The 16,864-nt window shown below is 64.6% G+C and carries 12 protein-coding genes and 1 tRNA gene; 4 read left to right on the forward strand and 9 right to left on the reverse strand.

Annotation, left to right across the window (positions count from 1 at the left end; all coding sequences use genetic code 11):
- Nucleotides 1-87: 87 nt before the first annotated feature.
- The 5 genes from FHY50_RS05715 to lon form a co-directional block, all read right to left on the reverse strand.
- Nucleotides 88-2,808, reverse strand: a complete 2,721-nt coding sequence (locus tag FHY50_RS05715; RefSeq protein ID WP_140047552.1) for a TonB-dependent receptor domain-containing protein — start codon at nt 2,806-2,808, stop codon at nt 88-90.
- A gap of 93 nt (nt 2,809-2,901) precedes the next feature.
- Entirely contained in the window at nt 2,902-4,494 is a 1,593-nt protein-coding gene (locus tag FHY50_RS05720; protein ID WP_140047553.1) for a hypothetical protein, read from the reverse strand.
- A gap of 355 nt (nt 4,495-4,849) precedes the next feature.
- A tRNA-Val gene (locus FHY50_RS05725) sits at nt 4,850-4,924 on the reverse strand.
- Between the two features lie 77 nt (nt 4,925-5,001).
- Nucleotides 5,002-5,274 carry an HU family DNA-binding protein gene (locus FHY50_RS05730; protein WP_140047554.1) on the reverse strand — a complete coding sequence of 91 codons (273 nt, stop codon included), beginning with the start codon at nt 5,272-5,274 and terminating at the stop codon, nt 5,002-5,004.
- Between the two features lie 143 nt (nt 5,275-5,417).
- A complete protein-coding gene (gene lon / locus FHY50_RS05735; RefSeq protein ID WP_140047555.1) occupies nt 5,418-7,814 on the reverse strand; it encodes an endopeptidase La in 2,397 nt (798 codons plus the stop codon).
- Between the two features lie 101 nt (nt 7,815-7,915).
- Here lon and FHY50_RS05740 point away from each other — a divergent pair, with 101 nt between their 5' ends.
- Genes FHY50_RS05740 through FHY50_RS05755 form a run of 4 tightly spaced genes read left to right on the forward strand, consistent with a single transcriptional unit; the run spans nt 7,916 to nt 12,716 of the window.
- On the forward strand, nt 7,916-9,601 hold the full coding sequence (locus FHY50_RS05740; RefSeq protein ID WP_140047556.1) for a M1 family metallopeptidase: 1,686 nt from the start codon (nt 7,916-7,918) through the stop codon (nt 9,599-9,601).
- Between the two features lie 5 nt (nt 9,602-9,606).
- Nucleotides 9,607-11,307: a M1 family metallopeptidase gene (locus tag FHY50_RS05745; RefSeq protein WP_140047557.1), complete on the forward strand. Its 1,701-nt coding sequence runs from the start codon at nt 9,607-9,609 to the stop codon at nt 11,305-11,307.
- Nucleotides 11,304-11,534: a hypothetical protein gene (locus FHY50_RS05750; protein WP_140047558.1), complete on the forward strand. Its 231-nt coding sequence runs from the start codon at nt 11,304-11,306 to the stop codon at nt 11,532-11,534. The genes FHY50_RS05745 and FHY50_RS05750 overlap by 4 nt, the downstream gene beginning before the upstream one ends.
- 54 nt (nt 11,535-11,588) lie before the next feature.
- Nucleotides 11,589-12,716 carry a calcium:cation antiporter gene (locus FHY50_RS05755; RefSeq protein WP_208402898.1) on the forward strand — a complete coding sequence of 376 codons (1,128 nt, stop codon included), beginning with the start codon at nt 11,589-11,591 and terminating at the stop codon, nt 12,714-12,716.
- A gap of 4 nt (nt 12,717-12,720) precedes the next feature.
- Here FHY50_RS05755 and FHY50_RS05760 read toward each other — a convergent pair whose 3' ends face one another.
- The 4 genes from FHY50_RS05760 to FHY50_RS05775 all read right to left on the reverse strand — a co-directional run bounded on the left by FHY50_RS05760 (nt 12,721) and on the right by FHY50_RS05775 (nt 16,857).
- Nucleotides 12,721-13,599, reverse strand: a complete 879-nt coding sequence (locus tag FHY50_RS05760) for a GGDEF domain-containing protein (protein WP_140047559.1) — start codon at nt 13,597-13,599, stop codon at nt 12,721-12,723.
- 224 nt (nt 13,600-13,823) lie between these two features.
- Nucleotides 13,824-15,089, reverse strand: a complete 1,266-nt coding sequence (gene clpX / locus FHY50_RS05765) for an ATP-dependent Clp protease ATP-binding subunit ClpX (RefSeq protein WP_140047560.1) — start codon at nt 15,087-15,089, stop codon at nt 13,824-13,826.
- A 108-nt stretch (nt 15,090-15,197) separates the two neighbouring features.
- Nucleotides 15,198-15,851: an ATP-dependent Clp protease proteolytic subunit gene (locus tag FHY50_RS05770; RefSeq protein ID WP_140047561.1), complete on the reverse strand. Its 654-nt coding sequence runs from the start codon at nt 15,849-15,851 to the stop codon at nt 15,198-15,200.
- A 67-nt stretch (nt 15,852-15,918) separates the two neighbouring features.
- A complete protein-coding gene (locus tag FHY50_RS05775; RefSeq protein ID WP_140047562.1) occupies nt 15,919-16,857 on the reverse strand; it encodes a glycosyltransferase family 2 protein in 939 nt (312 codons plus the stop codon).
- Between the last annotated feature and the right edge of the window lie 7 nt (nt 16,858-16,864).

Genomic DNA, 16,864 nt, shown 5'->3' on the forward strand with positions numbered 1-16,864 from the left:
CAATGCGGCGGTCCGCCGATCGTTCCCCAAAAGAAAAGGGACCCGGCGGTGTACCGCCGAGCCCCGATTCCCCCTCTTGACCAATTTCTAGAGTGCGGCGCTGATCCCGACCGAGAATACGCGGCCAAGCCGATAGCGGTTGTTGAACACTTCCGTTTCGTCATCGAACGTCTGCGATTCGCGATATTCGGTGCCGGTCAGGTTGCGGCCTTCGAACTTGATCTCGAAATTGGCACCGCCGACTTCGAACCCCTGCCGTGCGACGACGTCGAGCCGAATGCCCGGCGTCTCGATCAGGTCGGGCAAGCGCACGCCGTCGGCGACCGGGCCGCGATTGGTCACGCGCTCACTGGCATAGTTGAACAGCAGCGTCAGCTGCGACAGCGTCTCGGTATCCTCGATGCCGATCTGGGCATTAACGACATGATCCGACTGCCCCGTCAGCGGCGCGCCGTCGCGGAACAAAAGGTTAGCCGCCTGGAAGGTGTCGTTGATCGGGCTCGACACCAGTTCGTCGCCGATTTTGATCTCCGACTGGGTGTAGGTGTAGTTGGCGAGCAGCAACAGCCGCCGCGTCGCGAACAGATCGCCGCCTAGGAAATCGAGCGGGATGTACTTCTGGGCTTCGATCTCGGCGCCGTACAGTTCGGCTTCGGGCGCGTTCGAAAAGCCGGTCTGGATCGATTCGCCGCCGCCGGGCAGGAACGCGATCTGCTCGATCGGATTGTCGATCTTCTTGTAGAAGCCGGCCAGCGTGAAGCGCTGATCGCGACCGAAGAACCATTCGTACCGCGCTTCGGCATTAATGAGTTCCGAATCGACGAGGTTCGGGTTGCCATAGAACAGCCGGTCGGATTCATAATCGCGATAGACCTGCCGTGCCAGCTCGCGGAACTGCGGTCGGGCGATCGTCTTCGATCCGTGCAGGCGCAGCTGCATGTCCTCGGCAAAATTCCAGGTCATCGTTGCCGCGGGCAGGAAATAGTCGTTGGCGATGGACGTCGGCGTGATGTCGGTGCCGGTCCCGGTCGGATCGGGATTGACCGTTTCGGTCGCATCTTCATAGCGCACGCCCGCGGTCAGCCGGACGCCGTCGAGCAACTCCGCCTCGGCCTGCACATAGCCCGCGTTGACGGTCAGTTCGGCTTCGTACAGCGGCGCATTGCCCGCTGCACCGCCGAAGGTCGAAGTGTTCGACAGGACGATGCCGTTCTGCTGGATCGAGAAGTCGGACAGCAGATAGTCGGGCCGCAGCTGCTGCTGCGCCAGATCGAGGTTGTTGGCCAGATACTGGAACGAGAAGAACGACGACTGGCGATCCGTGTCGGTATAGGCATAGCCCGCCGACAGCGTTACCGGACGGCCGAAATCGAATTCGTCGCTGACATCGGCGTTGCCCGACCAGATATCCTCGTTGAGGTCGCTGAATGCCACCGTCGCCGAGTTGTTGGTGAGGTTGTTGGTATAGTCGCCAACCAGCACATTGTAGGTGTAGCGGAAGAAGCGCTCGTAGGGCGACTTGCGCTTGGTGTTGGCATAGGCGCCGCGCAGGTCGAGGTCGAACCCGCCAAATTCGAATTCGCCGACCAGCTGCGACGTGAACAGCTGTCGCTCGAACCAGTTGGTGTTCTGTTCGATAAATGGCTGGACGCCGTCCGGAGTGGCCGGCGTGTTGGCGCCCGTGCCCGCACCCAGCCGACCCTGCTTGAGCGTGTCGTGGACATAGACGTTGGTGAAGCGGATGCGCTGCTCGCCGAACTCGAGCCCGGTACCCAGCAGGCCGTTCACCAGGAGGCGGTTGTCGGTCAGCACGGTGCGAAAATCGCGGGCGATCTGGCCGTCCGCCGACACTGACGTTTGCTGGATCGCATCGCGCGTGCGCCAGCTGTTGCTGAGGCCACCGGCGGCGATGAAGCCGAGCCGCGACGAATCGCCGATGTCGAACGAGGTGCCGCCGCTCAATTCGCCCGACCAGTTCGCCGGGATATGGAAATTGCTCTCCAGCAGCGTGGTCGGCGCGTTCGACAGTTGCCCGATCAGCGTCGGATCGGTGACGTTGGTACCGGCATTGCCCGCATCCTTGATGAAGCCCGGGACAGTCCGCTCGCCATCGTCATAGCCGAACACGTCGGCGCTGCCGCCGTCATAGACATAGCCGAGTTCGCTGGTGGTGACGGTGTCGAAAGCGACGGATCCGCCGACCTGAAGAAAGCTCTCCTCGGGCACGGCACGAGTCGTCAGGTTGATGACGCCGCCGCCGAATTCGCCGGCATAGTTGGCGGAATAGCTCTTTTGCACCAGCGCCGAGGCGACGATGTTGGTGGGGAAGATATCGAGCGGCACGACGCGGCGCAGCGGCTCGGGGCTCGGCAGCGGTGATCCGTTGAGCAGCGACGACGAATAGCGATCGCCGAGCCCGCGGACATAGACGAAGCCGTTGCCGACGACGCTCAACCCCGTCACGCGCTGCAATGCGCCGGCGATGTCGCCCTCGCCGGTGCGCGCGATGTCCTCGGTCGAAAGCACCTGAACGACCTGCGGCGTCGAACGCACGACATTGGGGATGTTACGGCCGATGACGACGATGTCCTCGCCATAGTCGTCGCCCGCGCCGGGTGCGGAGACCTCGACCTCCTGCTCGGTCACCGGGTCTTCGGTCGGCGACACTTGATCGACGGGCGTATCGCCGCCGGCATCGGGGCTGACGGTCGAGGACGCAGGAGGCGTCGTGGTCTGGGCAAGCGCGGCAGGCGCGACGAAGACCGTCGTGCCCATCAGCAGGCTTGCGAATGCGAGGCTCTTTTTCATGGCAAGGCTTCCGAAATCAGGGGGTCGGTCTAACGCGAAAGCCGCGGGGAAAAGGGGTTTTCGCCCTTTTCCCCGCGGCCTCATGCGTGTGCCTTACGTGCTCGGGACCGCGGTGCAGTCGCCGCTGGTCGCGCCGAAGTTTCCGCGGTTCGAGTTGCAAGTCCAGCCCTGATACCAGGTGTCGTCAGGACCGGAGATCGCGCCGATATAGCTCGTCTGGACGAAGAAATTCGCATTTCCGTCGAGCGTGCGGGCATCGAACGGGGTGACCGCCAGCGCCGCGGTATTGGGCAGATAGGTGCCCGTCAGGCCGGCAGCGTTGGTCCCGTTGGTGACGTTGTTGGTGCCGGCGTTGACCACCGCGGCCTGCTCGGCATTGGTGACCGTCACATCGCTCTGCGTCGTCTCGGCCGACAGCGGCGTGCACGCGAAGTAGATCGAGTCGAACGTCGGCGGTCCGTTTTCCTGCAGGTCGGGGTTGGCAGGACGGATCGTCGACTTGCCGCCATTGTCGGTCGTGCCGGCCACGATGTTGAGGCATGGCAGCGACGACGACAGGATGCCGTTGGCAAATGCGAAGTCGGCACCACCGCGCAGGCGCAGCGCCGCGTTGGTGACCTGGTTGGTGTTGACGAAGGTGAAGTTGGCGATCCGGCCGAACTGACGCGGCTGCGTGTCCTCGTTGCCGTTCGAATCGATCTCCATGACGTAGTTGTCGGTCTGGGTGTTGTTCGGCTTCTGGAGCACCAGCGCAAACTGGATAAACCCGCGCCAGCCCACATCGGTATCCAAGCTGTCGTCATCGGCGCCGGTGATCACCAGATACTTGGCGTTGACCGTGCCGCCGAACACCTCGATGCCATCGTCCGAGCTGTTATGGACCTGGATGTTTTCAAGCGTCGTGCCCGATCCGACACCGCCGGTGGTCAGCCCCTGCAGCTCGTTGCCTTCCGAAATCTGAGTGCCCGAATAGCGGATCTGGACATAGCGCATCACGCCCGAGCTGTCGCCGGCAGTGGCGCCGCCGTACAGCGCGTTGCCGGTACCTTCGACGACGTTCTCGCAATTGACCGATCCCCCCGGAACCGTCGCCTGGCAGTTCGAGATCGGAGCGCGGCCGGCGAGGATAACGCCGCCCCACAGGCCCTGGCTGTCGTCGGTGACGTTGCCGGTCAGGTTGTCCTGCGCGGTGAAGATGATCGGCGCGGTCTCGGTGCCTTCGGCATTGATCGTCGATCCGCGATTGACGACTAGGAAGTCGTTTGCGGCGTTGGTCGTATTGGCAAACAGCACCACGCCCGGTTCGATCGTCAGGCTACCCGCCTGCCCGCCCGTACCCGCGCCGCCGCGATCGACACCGACGTCCACGCGGCCATTGATCTGATACGCGGTACCGGCGCGCGCCGGCAGCGTCAGGTTGCTGATCAGCGTCGGCAGACGGCATGAGCGGAAATTGCCGACGGTGCCGACATCGGTGGTGCCGCTGGGGCAATCCGCCGCGGGCTGACCCGGCGTGTCGGTGGGAGTGGGGGTCGGCGTCGGCGCCGGGGTCGGTGCGGGCGTGCCCGGGACAACGATGACCCCCTCACCCGGCGAAGCGACGCTCGACGCGCCATCGCATGCGCTGAGCGCGGCGCCGGCGGCGCTGGTGAGCAGGATGAGGCTGAGGCGTTTGAAGTCGGCCATGAAAATCTCCGTTCCGGGTTTCCGGTTTGCGCTGGCGGGCAGGACTGCCCTTCGACCGACTCGGTTGTCCCCCTGTCGATCCCCAGCCCCCGCTAGAGGCCAAGCGTGACGGTTGGATGCCGTTTCCGGGACGGTTGCGTTACGGATGCGTGACGGAATGAAGACTCATGTTGCGTTTTGATGACGAGCGCCATGCGGCACGATGGGACCAGCCGATGTCTGTTGCATTGGCCGCGACAAGGGGATCCGCGGCAGTGCGCGACGTCGTGCGATCCATGCCGGCGAGACGGTCAGCCGCTGCTGCGAAAGACCATGAAAAAACCCGCCGGGATCGCTCCCAGGCGGGCCTGTGATCTGGTGGGCGCGGCAAGGATTGAACTTGCGACCCCACCCGTGTGAAGGGTGTGCTCTACCACTGAGCTACGCGCCCGAAAACGGGAAGCGGGCGGATAGACCGAAATGCTCCGGTCTGTCCAGCCCGCCAACCGTTCCGTCAGGTCCGTTCGATCAGTTGACCGAATCCTTGAGGCCCTTGCCGGCCTTGAATTTGGGCTGGGTCGATGCCTTGATCGTCATCGGCTCGCCGGTACGCGGGTTGCGGCCGGTCGATGCCTTGCGCTTCGACACCGAAAAGGTTCCGAACCCGACGAGGCGGACTTCGTCACCCTTCTTGAGCGCGCCCGAAATCGAATCAAACACGGCCTCGACGGCCTTGCTTGCATCGCCCTTGGTCAGTCCCGAATGGTCAGCGACCTGCCCGATCAGCTCCTGCTTGTTCATAACCCTCTTAACCCCTGTTATTGTTGCACTAGGAATGAATTTGGACTCGCGGCCTCACGCCGGTGCGACAGTAAGGCCGCGAGTTTTCCGCATGTCAAAGGGATTCCGCCCTTTTTGCGGCAGAATGACGGGATTTGCCCGCTTCAGTGCCGCATCGGCTCGCTCAGTCCCGAAACGGGATGGATCGGCTGCGCGGCCAGTTCGTCGGCATCGGTCCAGTCGATCGCGGTGAGCTCGCTGGTCAGTGCCAGCTTGAGCACTTCGTCGACATGGCTCACCGAAACGATGGTCAGGCCGTCGCGGATCGTCGCCGGAATGTCGGCAAGATCCTTCTCGTTCTCCGCCGGGATCAGCACGGTAGTGATGCCGCCGCGCAGCGCTGCGAGCAGCTTTTCCTTGAGGCCGCCGATCGGCAGCACGCGCCCCCGCAGCGTCACTTCGCCGGTCATCGCGATGTCGCGGCGCACCGGCACGCCGGTAAGGGTCGATACGATCGCGGTGACGATGCCGATGCCTGCCGACGGACCGTCCTTCGGCACCGCGCCTTCGGGCAGATGGATGTGGATGTCCTTGCGCGCGAACAGGCTCGGCTTGATGCCATAGGAGGGTGAGCGCGCCTTGACGAAGCTGAACGCGGTCTCGATCGATTCCTTCATCACGTCGCCGAGCTTGCCGGTGACCTTCGCCGCGCCCTTGCCCGGCACCGTGACTCCCTCGATCGTCAACAGCTCGCCGCCGACCTCGGTCCAGGCCAGCCCGGTAACCGCGCCGATCTGATGCTCCTCCTCGCCGATTCCGAAGCGGTATTTGCGCACGCCCGCAAACTCACCGAGATTGTCCGGGGTTACGGTGACGCTTTCGGCCTTACCCTCGAGGATGCGGCGCAATGCCTTGCGCGCGAGCTTGGCGATCTCGCGCTCGAGCGTGCGCACACCGGCCTCGCGCGTGTAATAGCGGATCAGGTCGCGCAGCCCGGCATTGGTGAGTTCGAACTCGCCGTCCTTGAGGCCATGGGCCTCGAACTGCTTGGCGATCAGGTGGCGCTCGGCGATCTCGACCTTCTCATCCTCGGTATAGCCCTCCAGCCGGATGATCTCCATCCGGTCGAGCAGCGGCTGCGGCAGGTTGAGCGTGTTGGCGGTGCACACGAACATCACGTCGGACAGGTCGACGTCGATCTCCAGATAATGGTCCTGGAATTTCGCATTCTGCTCGGGGTCGAGCACTTCGAGCAATGCCGACGCCGGATCGCCCCTGAAATCCTGACCGAGCTTGTCGATCTCGTCGAGCAGGAACAGCGGATTGCTGGTTCCCGCCTTTTTGAGGTTGGTGACGACCTTGCCCGGAAGCGAGCCGATATAGGTGCGGCGATGGCCTCGGATTTCGGCCTCGTCGCGCACGCCGCCCAGCGACTGGCGAATGAACTCGCGCCCGGTCGCCCGCGCGATCGATTTGCCCAATGACGTCTTGCCGACGCCGGGCGGGCCGACCAGGCACAGGATCGGGCCTTTCAGCTTGTTGGTGCGCGTCTGCACCGCCAGATATTCGACGATCCGGTCCTTGACCTTCTCGAGCGCGTAATGCTCCTCGTCGAGCACGCGTTCGGCCTCGACCAGGTCCTTTTTCAGCTTCGACTTCTTGCCCCACGGCAGACCCAGCAGCACGTCGAGATAGTTGCGCACCACCGTCGCCTCGGCAGACATCGGTGCCATCGTCTTGAGCTTCTTGAGCTCGGCAGTCGCCTTAGTCTTGGCTTCCTTCGACAGCTTCAATGTCGCGATCTTCTGCGTCAGCTCGGCGATCTCGTCGCCGTCGCCCGACTCGCTCTCATTGCCCAGCTCGCGCTGGATCGCCTTCAATTGCTCGTTTAGATAATATTCGCGCTGGGTCTTCTCCATCTGGCGCTTGACGCGGCTGCGGATCTTCTTCTCGACCTGCAACACGCCCAGTTCGCCCTCCATGAAGGCGAACACCATTTCGAGCCGCTTGCCGGCATCGACCTCGACCAGCAGCGATTGCTTGTCGGCGACCTTGACCGCGATGTTGGCGGCGACCGCGTCGGCCAGCCGCGAGGCGTCGTCGAGTTCGGCCAGCTGGACCGCGGTTTCCGACGGCAGCTTGCGGTTGAGCTTGGCATAGTTCTCGAACTGGTCGATCACCGATCGCATCAGCGCGGCTGCTTCCGGCGTGTCGCCGCCGCGCTCCTCGACGGGATCGACCTTCGCGGTCAGATGGCCTTCGCTGGCATCCAGCTCGGCGATCGACGCGCGCTCCTTGCCCGCGACCAGCACCCGTACGGTGCCGTCCGGCAGCTTGAGCATCTGCATCACCTCGGCGGTGACGCCGATATCGTAAAGATCATCGCGGCCAGGATCGTCGTTGCCGGGATCGAGCTGCGCGACGAGAAAGATTTCCTTGTCGTCCGCCATCGCCGCTTCGAGCGCGCCGACCGATTTGTCGCGGCCGACGAACAGCGGCACGATCATGTGCGGGAACACGACGATGTCGCGCAGCGGAAGGACGGGATAGGTCTGCTTCATGGATACTCCGGTGCCCGTTGCGGGCGGTTACCGACTGTATATGGTGACAGCGCGGCGTGCATCAATCGTCAACGCTGTGGTCGGTCGGACGGGGGAACCAGATGTTTCGCAGCCTGCTTGCATGCGCTTTCATTCTGACGTCGGCATCGGCGTCGGCGCAGACCGACCAGTCGGGTGCCCCGCTCGCCCCCGAACAGCGGGCGGTGACGCTCGATACCGCCGACGTCGCGATCGAAGTGTTTCCCGATGCCCAGGCGATCACCGGTGTCAGCACCCTGAACTTCGTCGCGAAGGACAGGCTGGACCGCCTGGTCGTCGACCTCGACGACAACTATGCGGTCGGCAGCATCGCGATCAATGGCAACGAGTTGCCCAAGGGTAGCTGGACCAATTGCGACGGCCGCATGACCATCGCGCTGGCCGCGCCGATCGCGGCGGGCACCCGCTTCGCCGCGACGATCCGCTATGCCGGCAAGCCGCATGTCGCTACTCGCCCGCCCTGGTTCGACGGGATCATCTGGGAAAAGACGCCTCAGGGCGCTCCGTGGATCGCGACCACCGCGCAATTCTCGGGCTGCGACCTCTATTTCCCGTGCATCGACTATCCGACCTATGAGCCGCAGCGGCTCGACCTGCACCTGACCGTTCCACAGGGCCTCAAGGCGCCGTCGAACGGTGTGCTGGTCGGCGTCGATACACTGCCCGACGGGCGCACCACCTGGAACTGGCGCGCGCGCAATCCGACACTGTATGGCGTGGCGCTCAACATCGCGCCCTATGTCGAGCTGTCGGGCAGCTACCGCAGCCGATACGGCAACCAGATACCGATGTTCTACTGGCATCTGCCGGGTCGTGAGGCGCAAGCGGCAAAGCTGTTCGCGGAATTCGCGCCAACGCTCGATTTCTTCGAAAGCGTCATCGGCCCCTATCCCTTTGCCGACCAGAAGCTCGGCGTGGTCGAGACACCGCACAAGGGCATGGAGCATCAGACGATCAACGCTTACGGCAACGACTATGCCAAGACGCCGTTCGGCTTCGACGACCTGTTCCAGCATGAATTCAGCCACGAATGGTTCGCCAACCAGCTGACCGTCGCCAACTGGGACGATTTCTGGCTACACGAGGGCTATGGCGCGTACATGCAGCCGCTGTACGGCCGCTGGCGCGAGGGCGAGGCGGTGTATGCGACGATGATGCACGAGTCGCGCCGCGGCATCCGCAATCGTTTTCCGGTCGTGTCGGGCAGTCCGAAGTCCGCGACCGACGTCTACCGGCCCGAAACCGGTCCGGCGGGGGATATCTACGTCAAGGGCGCGTGGGTGCTGCACACCCTGCGAAACCTGATCGGCGACAAGGCCTTTTTCGACCTGACGCGCCTCGCCGTCTATGGCCGCACCGATCCGCGGCCCGGCAATTTCAAGCCGGTCTATCGCACTACCCCAGAGTACATCGCCTATGCGAGGCAGGTGACGGGCCAGGATCTGCAATGGTTCTTCGACGTCTATCTGTACCAGGCGGCGCTGCCCGAACTCGTCCAGACGCGTACCGGCGACCGCCTGGTCGTCGAATGGAAGGCGCCGAATGCAAAGCCTTTTCCGCTGCCGGTCGAGATTTCGATCGACGGCAATGTTCGCAAACTGCCGATGACTGGCGGGCGCGCCGTGCTGACCGTCCCGGCCGCCGCGCACGTGGTCCTCGATCCCAACTCGCGCACGCTGCGCAAATCGGCCATCATCGACGACTATCAGGCCTGGCAGGCCGCCCAATACCGCAACCAGGGAAACTGAAGACCATGATCCGCCCGCTCCTCCTCGCTGCCTCCTCGCTCGCGCTGATCGCCGCTGCCGATCCGGGCAAGCCGCCGCTGACCGAACTGACTGCGGCATCGGGAGCGCCGCTCGATCCGGCGACCGAGAAGCTGCGGTTCGACACTGCCGACCTGGCGTTCGAGATCTTTCCAGACCGCGAGGCGATCGCGGGCGTCGCCACGCTGAACTTCACCGCGACCGCGCCGACCGACCGGCTGGTGATCGATCTCGACCGCAATTTGCCGGTGTCGGCGATCGCGATCGACGGTCAGGCGCTGGCCAGGACCGCGTGGAGCAATCCCGAAGGACGCCTGACGATCACACTGCCCCGCCCGGTCGCAGCGAACGGCAAGGTCTCGGCGAAGATCAGCTATGCCGGCACGCCGCACGTCGCGATCCGCGCGCCGTGGGACGGCGGCTTCGTCTGGTCGCAAACGCCGGGTGGCCAGCCTTGGGTGGCCACTGCGGTGCAGGGATCGGGCTGCGACCTGTTCTGGCCGTGCGTCGACTATCCGACCTATGAACCCGACAGCATCACCATGCACATCACCGTGCCAAAGGGGCTGAAGGCTCCTGCCAATGGCAAGCTGCTCGGCGTCGATGCGCTTGCCGATGGCCGCAGCCGGTGGAACTGGCGCGTCACCGATCCGACCAATTACGGCATCTCGCTGACGGTCGCGCCGTACGAACAGATCAGCGGCACGTATCAAAGCCAGTTCGGCAACACGATACCGATGTTCTACTGGTATCTGCCCGGCGAGGCCGAACAGGCTAAGGGGTTGTTTGCCGAATTTGCCCCGACGCTCGATTTCTTCGAAAGCGTGATCGGCCCCTACCCGTTCGGTGACGAAAAAGTGGGCGTCGTCGAGACCCCGCATCTCGGCATGGAGCACCAGACGATCAACGCCTATGGCAATGGCTACAAGAAGGCTGCCGAGGGGTTCGACTGGCTGTTCCAGCACGAGTTCGCGCATGAATGGTTCGCCAATCAGCTGACCGCCGCCAACTGGGACGATTTCTGGCTGCACGAAAGCTTCGGCGCGTACATGCAGCCTCTCTACGGCCGCTGGCGCGAAGGCGACGGCCGCTACACCGCGATGATGCTCAAGCAGCGCGAGACGATCGCCAACAAGTTCCCGATCACGTCGGGCGAGCCGCGCGCGGCGGAGGATGTCTACAAGCCCGAAAGCGGCCCGGCCGGCGACATCTACGTCAAGGGATCGTGGATGCTGCACACGCTGCGCAACACGATCGGCGACGACAAGTTCTTCGAAGCGACCCGCCGCCTCGTCTACGGGCGCCCCGATCCCAGGCCCGGCAATTTCGAGCCGCGCTTTTCCTCGACGGCCGAATTCCGCCAGATCATCGACCAGGTAACGGGCAAGGACTATGACTGGTTCTTCGACGTCTATCTGAGCGAAGCGGCGCTTCCCGACCTCGTCCAGACGCGGACGGGCGATACGCTGGCGCTGGAATGGAAGGCTCCCAACGGCAAGCCTTTCCCGCTGCCGGTCGAGGTTTCGGTGGACGGCAAGGTCCAGGCCGTCGCGATGACCGGCGGCCGCGGTACGGTGACCGTTCCCGCGGGCGCGCACGTCGTGATCGACCCGATGTCGCGCATCCTGATGCAATCGGACAGCATCGACGCGATGCAGGCGTTCCAGGCGAAGGCGCGCACGCAATGAGCCTGTGGCCGCGGCGTGCGGCCGAAATGGCGGCGATCTTCATGATCGGCGACGGGGTGCTCGGCCTGCTCCAGCCGCGCCGCCATGTCGAACTGTGGCAGGACGACGCGCTGGGGTCGCAGAAACTGGTCGCGCCGTTCCGTGATCGCCCGGGCCGCCGCCGGGGCTATGCGCTGGTCCAGATCGCGGCGGGCATCGCGCTCGCCACGCGCCAAGCAAGACGGTAGTCGGACCGATCGCGCTGTCCGAACATTGATCGGACATAGCCGACGGAGAACTGAATGCCGCTGACCACCGCGACTACCCAATCGCCCGATCACGCGCCGATGCCGTGGCGGGATGCCCTGCCGGTCTGGACGCTGGCGATGCCGCCGGTCGGTCTGGTCGCGGTCGCGATTGGACTCGCCAAGCTCGGCACCATCGGCATCGTCGCCGCGACGCTGATCCTGATCGGCTGCGTCCTCGCCGCGGTTCACCACGCCGAAGTCGTCGCGCACCGCGTCGGCGAACCGTTCGGCACGCTAGTGCTGGCGGTCGCGGTGACGGTAATCGAGGTGTCGCTGATCGTGTCGCTGATGCTGGCCGAGAGCGGCGACGCCTCGGCCCTCGCCCGCGACACCGTGTTCGCGGCGATCATGATCATCCTCAACGGCATCGTCGGGCTGTGCCTGCTCGCCGGGGCCGCGCGCCACCGCGAACAGCGCTTCACCCAGCGCGGGGTCAGCGCGGCGCTGTGCGTCCTCGCGGCGATGGCGGTGCTGTCGCTGGTACTGCCCAACTATACCTCGACGACGCCGGGGCCGACCTATTCGGCGTCGCAGCTGTTGTTCACCGCGGTCGTCTCGCTGATCCTCTATGGCACCTTCGTCCTCATCCAGACGGTGCGGCACCGCGATTATTTCCTTCCCGGTGGCGAGGGCGTCGCCGCCGACGTCCATGCCGCATTGCCGAGCAATCGCACGGCATGGGCTGCGTTCGGCGTCCTCGCCGTCGCGCTGGTGGTCGTCGTGCTGCTCGCCAAAGCGCTGTCGGCGACGGTCGAGCGCGCGGTGCTCGATGCCGGCCTGCCGCTGGCGATCGTCGGCGTGGTCATCGCCGCGCTGGTGCTGGCGCCGGAAAGCCTCGCCGCCTATCGCGCCGCCAAGCGCGACCGGCTGCAGACCAGTCTCAATCTCGCGCTCGGTTCGGCGCTGGCGACGATCGGGCTCACCATCCCGACGGTGGCGGTGGTGTCGCTGATGCTCGATCTGCCGCTGACGCTCGGCATCGACGGCAAGTCGGTCGTGCTGCTCGCGCTGTCGCTGTTCGTCGCGACGCTGTCGCTGGGCACCGGGCGCACCACGGTCCTGCAGGGCGCGGTGCACCTGGTGATCTTTGCCGCCTATCTGTTCACGACCGTCATTCCCTGACGGGTCAGCCCAGTCCGCCCATCGCCCGCGCCAGCACGTCACGCTCGACCAGCACCTGCGCGCGTCCCGAGCGCTTGGCGGCATAGAGCGCGGCGTCGGCGCGCTCGATGGTGCGGTCGACCGGCTCGTCGGTCACCTCCACCAGCCCTGCGGAAAAGGTCGCTATATGGTTGCCCAGTTCGGCGATCGGGCGGTCGCGGATCGAAGCCGCCAATTGCTCGAGCACGCCTCTGGCATGTGCCTCGTCGGCGCGCGGGAAATACACCGCAAATTCCTCCCCACCCCAGCGTGCGACGACATCGTCGCGGCCGACCGTCGCGCGCAGCCGGTTGCAGAAATCACGGATGACGCGGTCACCGGTCGGGTGGCCATAGGTGTCGTTGATCAGCTTGAAGCGATCGAGATCGATCAGCGCAAAGGCGCCGCCGACCCGCGCATGGAACAGCGGATCGGCCTCCAGGAAAAAGCCCCGGCGATTGAGCAGCCCGGTCAGCGGATCGCGATGCGCGGCTTGGTCGAGTGCGCTCAGCCGCGACTGCACCGCCGCTGCCGCCTCGCTGACCCTCGCCAGCAATTGCCCCATTTCGTCGGGTCCGGCCGTGCCCGATCCCCCGAACGGCTCGCCGCGCTCGATCGAGCGCACACCCTCGATCGAGATCTTGAGCGGTGCCAGCAGCTTGCGGATGCCGATCATCGCTCCGGCGGTGCCCAACAGCGTCGCCGCGAGCAGCAGCCAGGTTTCAGTCCAGGCGATGCGTCCGCGCAGGACTTCCCAACCGACGAATGCGATCAGCGGGATGTGCGTACCGACAAAGCATACGGCGAACAGCCGCAGCCCCAGGCTGTGCGGGAACAGAAACTGGCTGGCTCGATAGAAACGCACCGCTCATCCTAAACCACTGCGACGAGGGCCGTGTCGTGCCGCTCAGATCGAGCCGAACCATGCGCAGGACAGCGTGAATCTGCTGGTAATGCATGTGGTTAATGGCGCGGTACGGTGACGCACGGGAACCAACACGCCGCTGGCCGCGCCGCGTTGGCGAATGCATCAAAAAGGGCGGCGACATCGCTGCCGCCGCCCCATCCGATGTCCCGTAAAATGCTGGATCAGGCAGCGTCGCCGGCCTTTTCCTTCTTGGCATAGACGCGGACCGGTTCCTTGCGGCCTTCGATCACGTCCTTGTCGACCACGACTTCGTCGACCCCGTCCATGCTGGGCAGGTCGAACATCGTGTCGAGCAGAATGCCCTCGAGGATCGAGCGCAACCCGCGCGCGCCCGTCTTGCGCGCGATCGCCTTCTTCGACACCGCGACCAGCGCATCGTCGTTGAAGCCGAGCTTGACGCCCTCCATGTCGAACAGCTTCTGATACTGCTTGACCAGCGCGTTCTTGGGCTCGGTCAGGATCTTCATCAGCGCTTCGGTGTCGAGGTCCTCCAGCGTCGCGATCACCGGCAGGCGACCGACAAATTCGGGGATCAGCCCGAACTTCAGGAGATCCTCCGGTTCGACCTGCTTGAGCGTCTCGCCGGTCTTGCGCTCCTCGGGAGCGGCGACATAGGCGCCGAAGCCGATCGACTTGCCCTGCAGACGATCGCCGATGATCTTCTCCAGCCCCGAGAACGCACCGCCGCAGATGAACAGGATGTTGGTCGTATCGACCTGCAGGAACTCCTGTTGCGGATGCTTGCGGCCACCCTGCGGCGGCACCGACGCGGTCGTGCCCTCCATCAGCTTGAGCAGCGCCTGCTGCACGCCCTCGCCCGATACGTCGCGGGTGATCGACGGGTTCTCGGCCTTGCGGCTGATCTTGTCGATCTCGTCGATATAGACGATCCCGCGCTGTGCCCGCTCGACATTATAGTCCGACGCCTGGAGCAGCTTGAGGATGATGTTCTCGACATCCTCGCCGACATAGCCGGCCTCGGTGAGCGTCGTAGCATCCGCCATGGTGAACGGCACGTCGAGGATACGCGCCAGCGTCTGCGCGAGCAGCGTCTTGCCGCAACCGGTCGGCCCGACCAGCAGGATGTTCGACTTGGACAGCTCGACATCGGCGCCCTTGGCACCGTGGTTGAGCCGCTTGTAGTGATTGTGCACCGCCACCGACAGCACGCGCTTCGCCCGCTTCTGACCGATCACATAGTCATCGAGCACGTCGCAGATTTCCTGCGGGGTCGGCACCCCGCCGTCCTTCTTGCTCACCAGCGCCGACTTCGTCTCCTCGCGGATGATGTCGTTGCACAGTTCGACGCATTCGTCGCAGATGAAGACGGTCGGACCCGCGATCAGCTTGCGCACCTCGTGCTGCGACTTGCCGCAGAACGAGCAATAGAGGGTGCTTTTGGAGTCGCCACCGCTCAACTTCGTCATCTAATCCATCCTTGACGTCCATACGGACGCGCTAAACCACCCGCCATCCTACACGCGGGCTGAAATCCGGCAATCGACAAAATGGGGGGAGCGCCGCCCCCCACCGCGTCAGCTTGGCGCCCCGCCGCTGCCGGTCGCCGAGTTGCCGCCATCCTCGGGCACGCCCGGGCGCTTGTCGTAGACCTCGTCGACAATGCCGAACGCCTTGGCCTCGTCGGCCTCGAGGAACGTGTCGCGATCCATCGCCTTCTCGATCGCCTCTAAGGGCTTGCCGGTATATTTGGCGTAAAGCTCGTTCATCCGGCGACGGATGCGCAGGATTTCCTTTGCCTGGATCTCGATATCCGAAGCCATGCCCTGTGCGCCGCCCGACGGCTGATGCACCATGATCCGCGCATTGGTCAGCGCGACGCGCATCCCCGGCTCGCCCGATGCCAGCAGAAAGCTGCCCATCGACGCTGCCTGCCCCATGCACACCGTGCCGACGCGCGGGCGGATATACTGCATGGTGTCGTGGATCGCCATGCCGGCCGTCACCACCCCGCCCGGCGAGTTGATGTACATCCAGATGTCCTTTTTCGGGTTCTCCGATTCGAGGAACAGCAGCTGCGCGGTGATGAGCGAAGCCATCCCGTCCTCGACGCCGCCGGTGACGAACACGATCCGCTCGCGCAGCAGACGCGAAAAGATGTCGAAGCTGCGCTCGCCGCGGCTCGACTGTTCGATGACGATAGGAACCAGGGCGCTCATAGGGTCGTGCATGGAAATCCCGCTCATGTGGTTGAAGCGCCAACATCGGCGTTGGACTGCCGGGGCGCAAGGGGGTGGGTCAGCGCGTCCCGTCGCCCGGCGCAGGGTGCGCCAGATACGCCAGCCGCCGCACCTCGCGCCGGCCGCGCACCACCGTGTCGAGGATCAGCCCGGCGAACAGGTTGAGCGAGGCCAGGATCATCAACCCGGTGACGAGGATCGCCGTCGGAACGCGTGGCACCAGCCCGGTCTGCGCATAGGTTATCGCCAGCGGTACCGCGAGCACGAATGCCAGCACGGCGAGCGCCAGCGCGAGGATACCGAAGAACAGCATCGGTCGCTCGATCCGGTAGAGCGTCGCGATGGTCTGCGCGATGCGGATGCCGTCGCCCCAGGTATTGAGCTTCGATTCCGATCCCTCGGGCCTTGCGAAATAGGGCGTTTCCACCTCGCCGACCGGCATCTTGAGCTCGAGTGCATGGACGCTGATCTCGGTTTCGATCTCGAACCCCACCGACAACACGGGAAAACTTTTGACGAAGCGGCGCGAGAAGACGCGATATCCCGACAGGATGTCGGTGAAGCTGCGCCCGAACAGCCCGGCAAGGATGCCGGTCAGCGCCTTGTTGCCGAACTGATGCCCCCGGCGATAGGCGAGGTCGATCTGGCTCACCCGGCTCCCGACGACCATGTCGAGTTGCTCGTCGACCAGCCTCGCCACCAGCGCCGGCGCCGACGCGGCGTCATAGGTCGCGTCGCCGTCGGCCATGACATAGATGTCGGCGTCGACGTCGGCGAACATCCGCCGCACCACGGCACCCTTTCCCTGGATACGCTCGGTACGCACGACGGCGCCCGCTTCCTGCGCGACCTGGGCGGTGCGGTCGCGGCTGTTGTTGTCGTACACATAGATGGTGGCCGACGGCAGCGCGGCGCGGAACCCCGCCACCGTCTGCGCGATGGCGGCATCCTCGTTATAACAAGGCAGCAATACTGCGATCCGCGGCGCCGACACCATCTTCCCC

The sequence above is a fragment of the Sphingomonas japonica genome (assembly GCF_006346325.1).
GTDB classification, from domain to species: Bacteria; Pseudomonadota; Alphaproteobacteria; order Sphingomonadales; family Sphingomonadaceae; genus Sphingomonas; species Sphingomonas japonica.

What these genes read in the sequence shown, in the direction of transcription:
- FHY50_RS05730 (WP_140047554.1), bottom strand. Translation starts at nt 5,274, where the DNA reads ATGAACAAGCAGGAGCTGATCGGGCAGGTCGCTGACCATTCGGGACTG.
- FHY50_RS05715 (WP_140047552.1), bottom strand. Translation starts at nt 2,808, where the DNA reads ATGAAAAAGAGCCTCGCATTCGCAAGCCTGCTGATGGGCACGACGGTC.
- FHY50_RS05770 (WP_140047561.1), bottom strand. Translation starts at nt 15,851, where the DNA reads ATGCACGACCCTATGAGCGCCCTGGTTCCTATCGTCATCGAACAGTCG.
- clpX (WP_140047560.1), bottom strand. Translation starts at nt 15,089, where the DNA reads ATGACGAAGTTGAGCGGTGGCGACTCCAAAAGCACCCTCTATTGCTCG.
- FHY50_RS05745 (WP_140047557.1), top strand. Translation starts at nt 9,607, where the DNA reads ATGATCCGCCCGCTCCTCCTCGCTGCCTCCTCGCTCGCGCTGATCGCC.
- FHY50_RS05755 (WP_208402898.1), top strand. Translation starts at nt 11,589, where the DNA reads ATGCCGCTGACCACCGCGACTACCCAATCGCCCGATCACGCGCCGATG.
- lon (WP_140047555.1), bottom strand. Translation starts at nt 7,814, where the DNA reads ATGAAGCAGACCTATCCCGTCCTTCCGCTGCGCGACATCGTCGTGTTC.
- FHY50_RS05720 (WP_140047553.1), bottom strand. Translation starts at nt 4,494, where the DNA reads ATGGCCGACTTCAAACGCCTCAGCCTCATCCTGCTCACCAGCGCCGCC.
- FHY50_RS05750 (WP_140047558.1), top strand. Translation starts at nt 11,304, where the DNA reads ATGAGCCTGTGGCCGCGGCGTGCGGCCGAAATGGCGGCGATCTTCATG.
- FHY50_RS05775 (WP_140047562.1), bottom strand. Translation starts at nt 16,857, where the DNA reads ATGGTGTCGGCGCCGCGGATCGCAGTATTGCTGCCTTGTTATAACGAG.
- FHY50_RS05740 (WP_140047556.1), top strand. Translation starts at nt 7,916, where the DNA reads ATGTTTCGCAGCCTGCTTGCATGCGCTTTCATTCTGACGTCGGCATCG.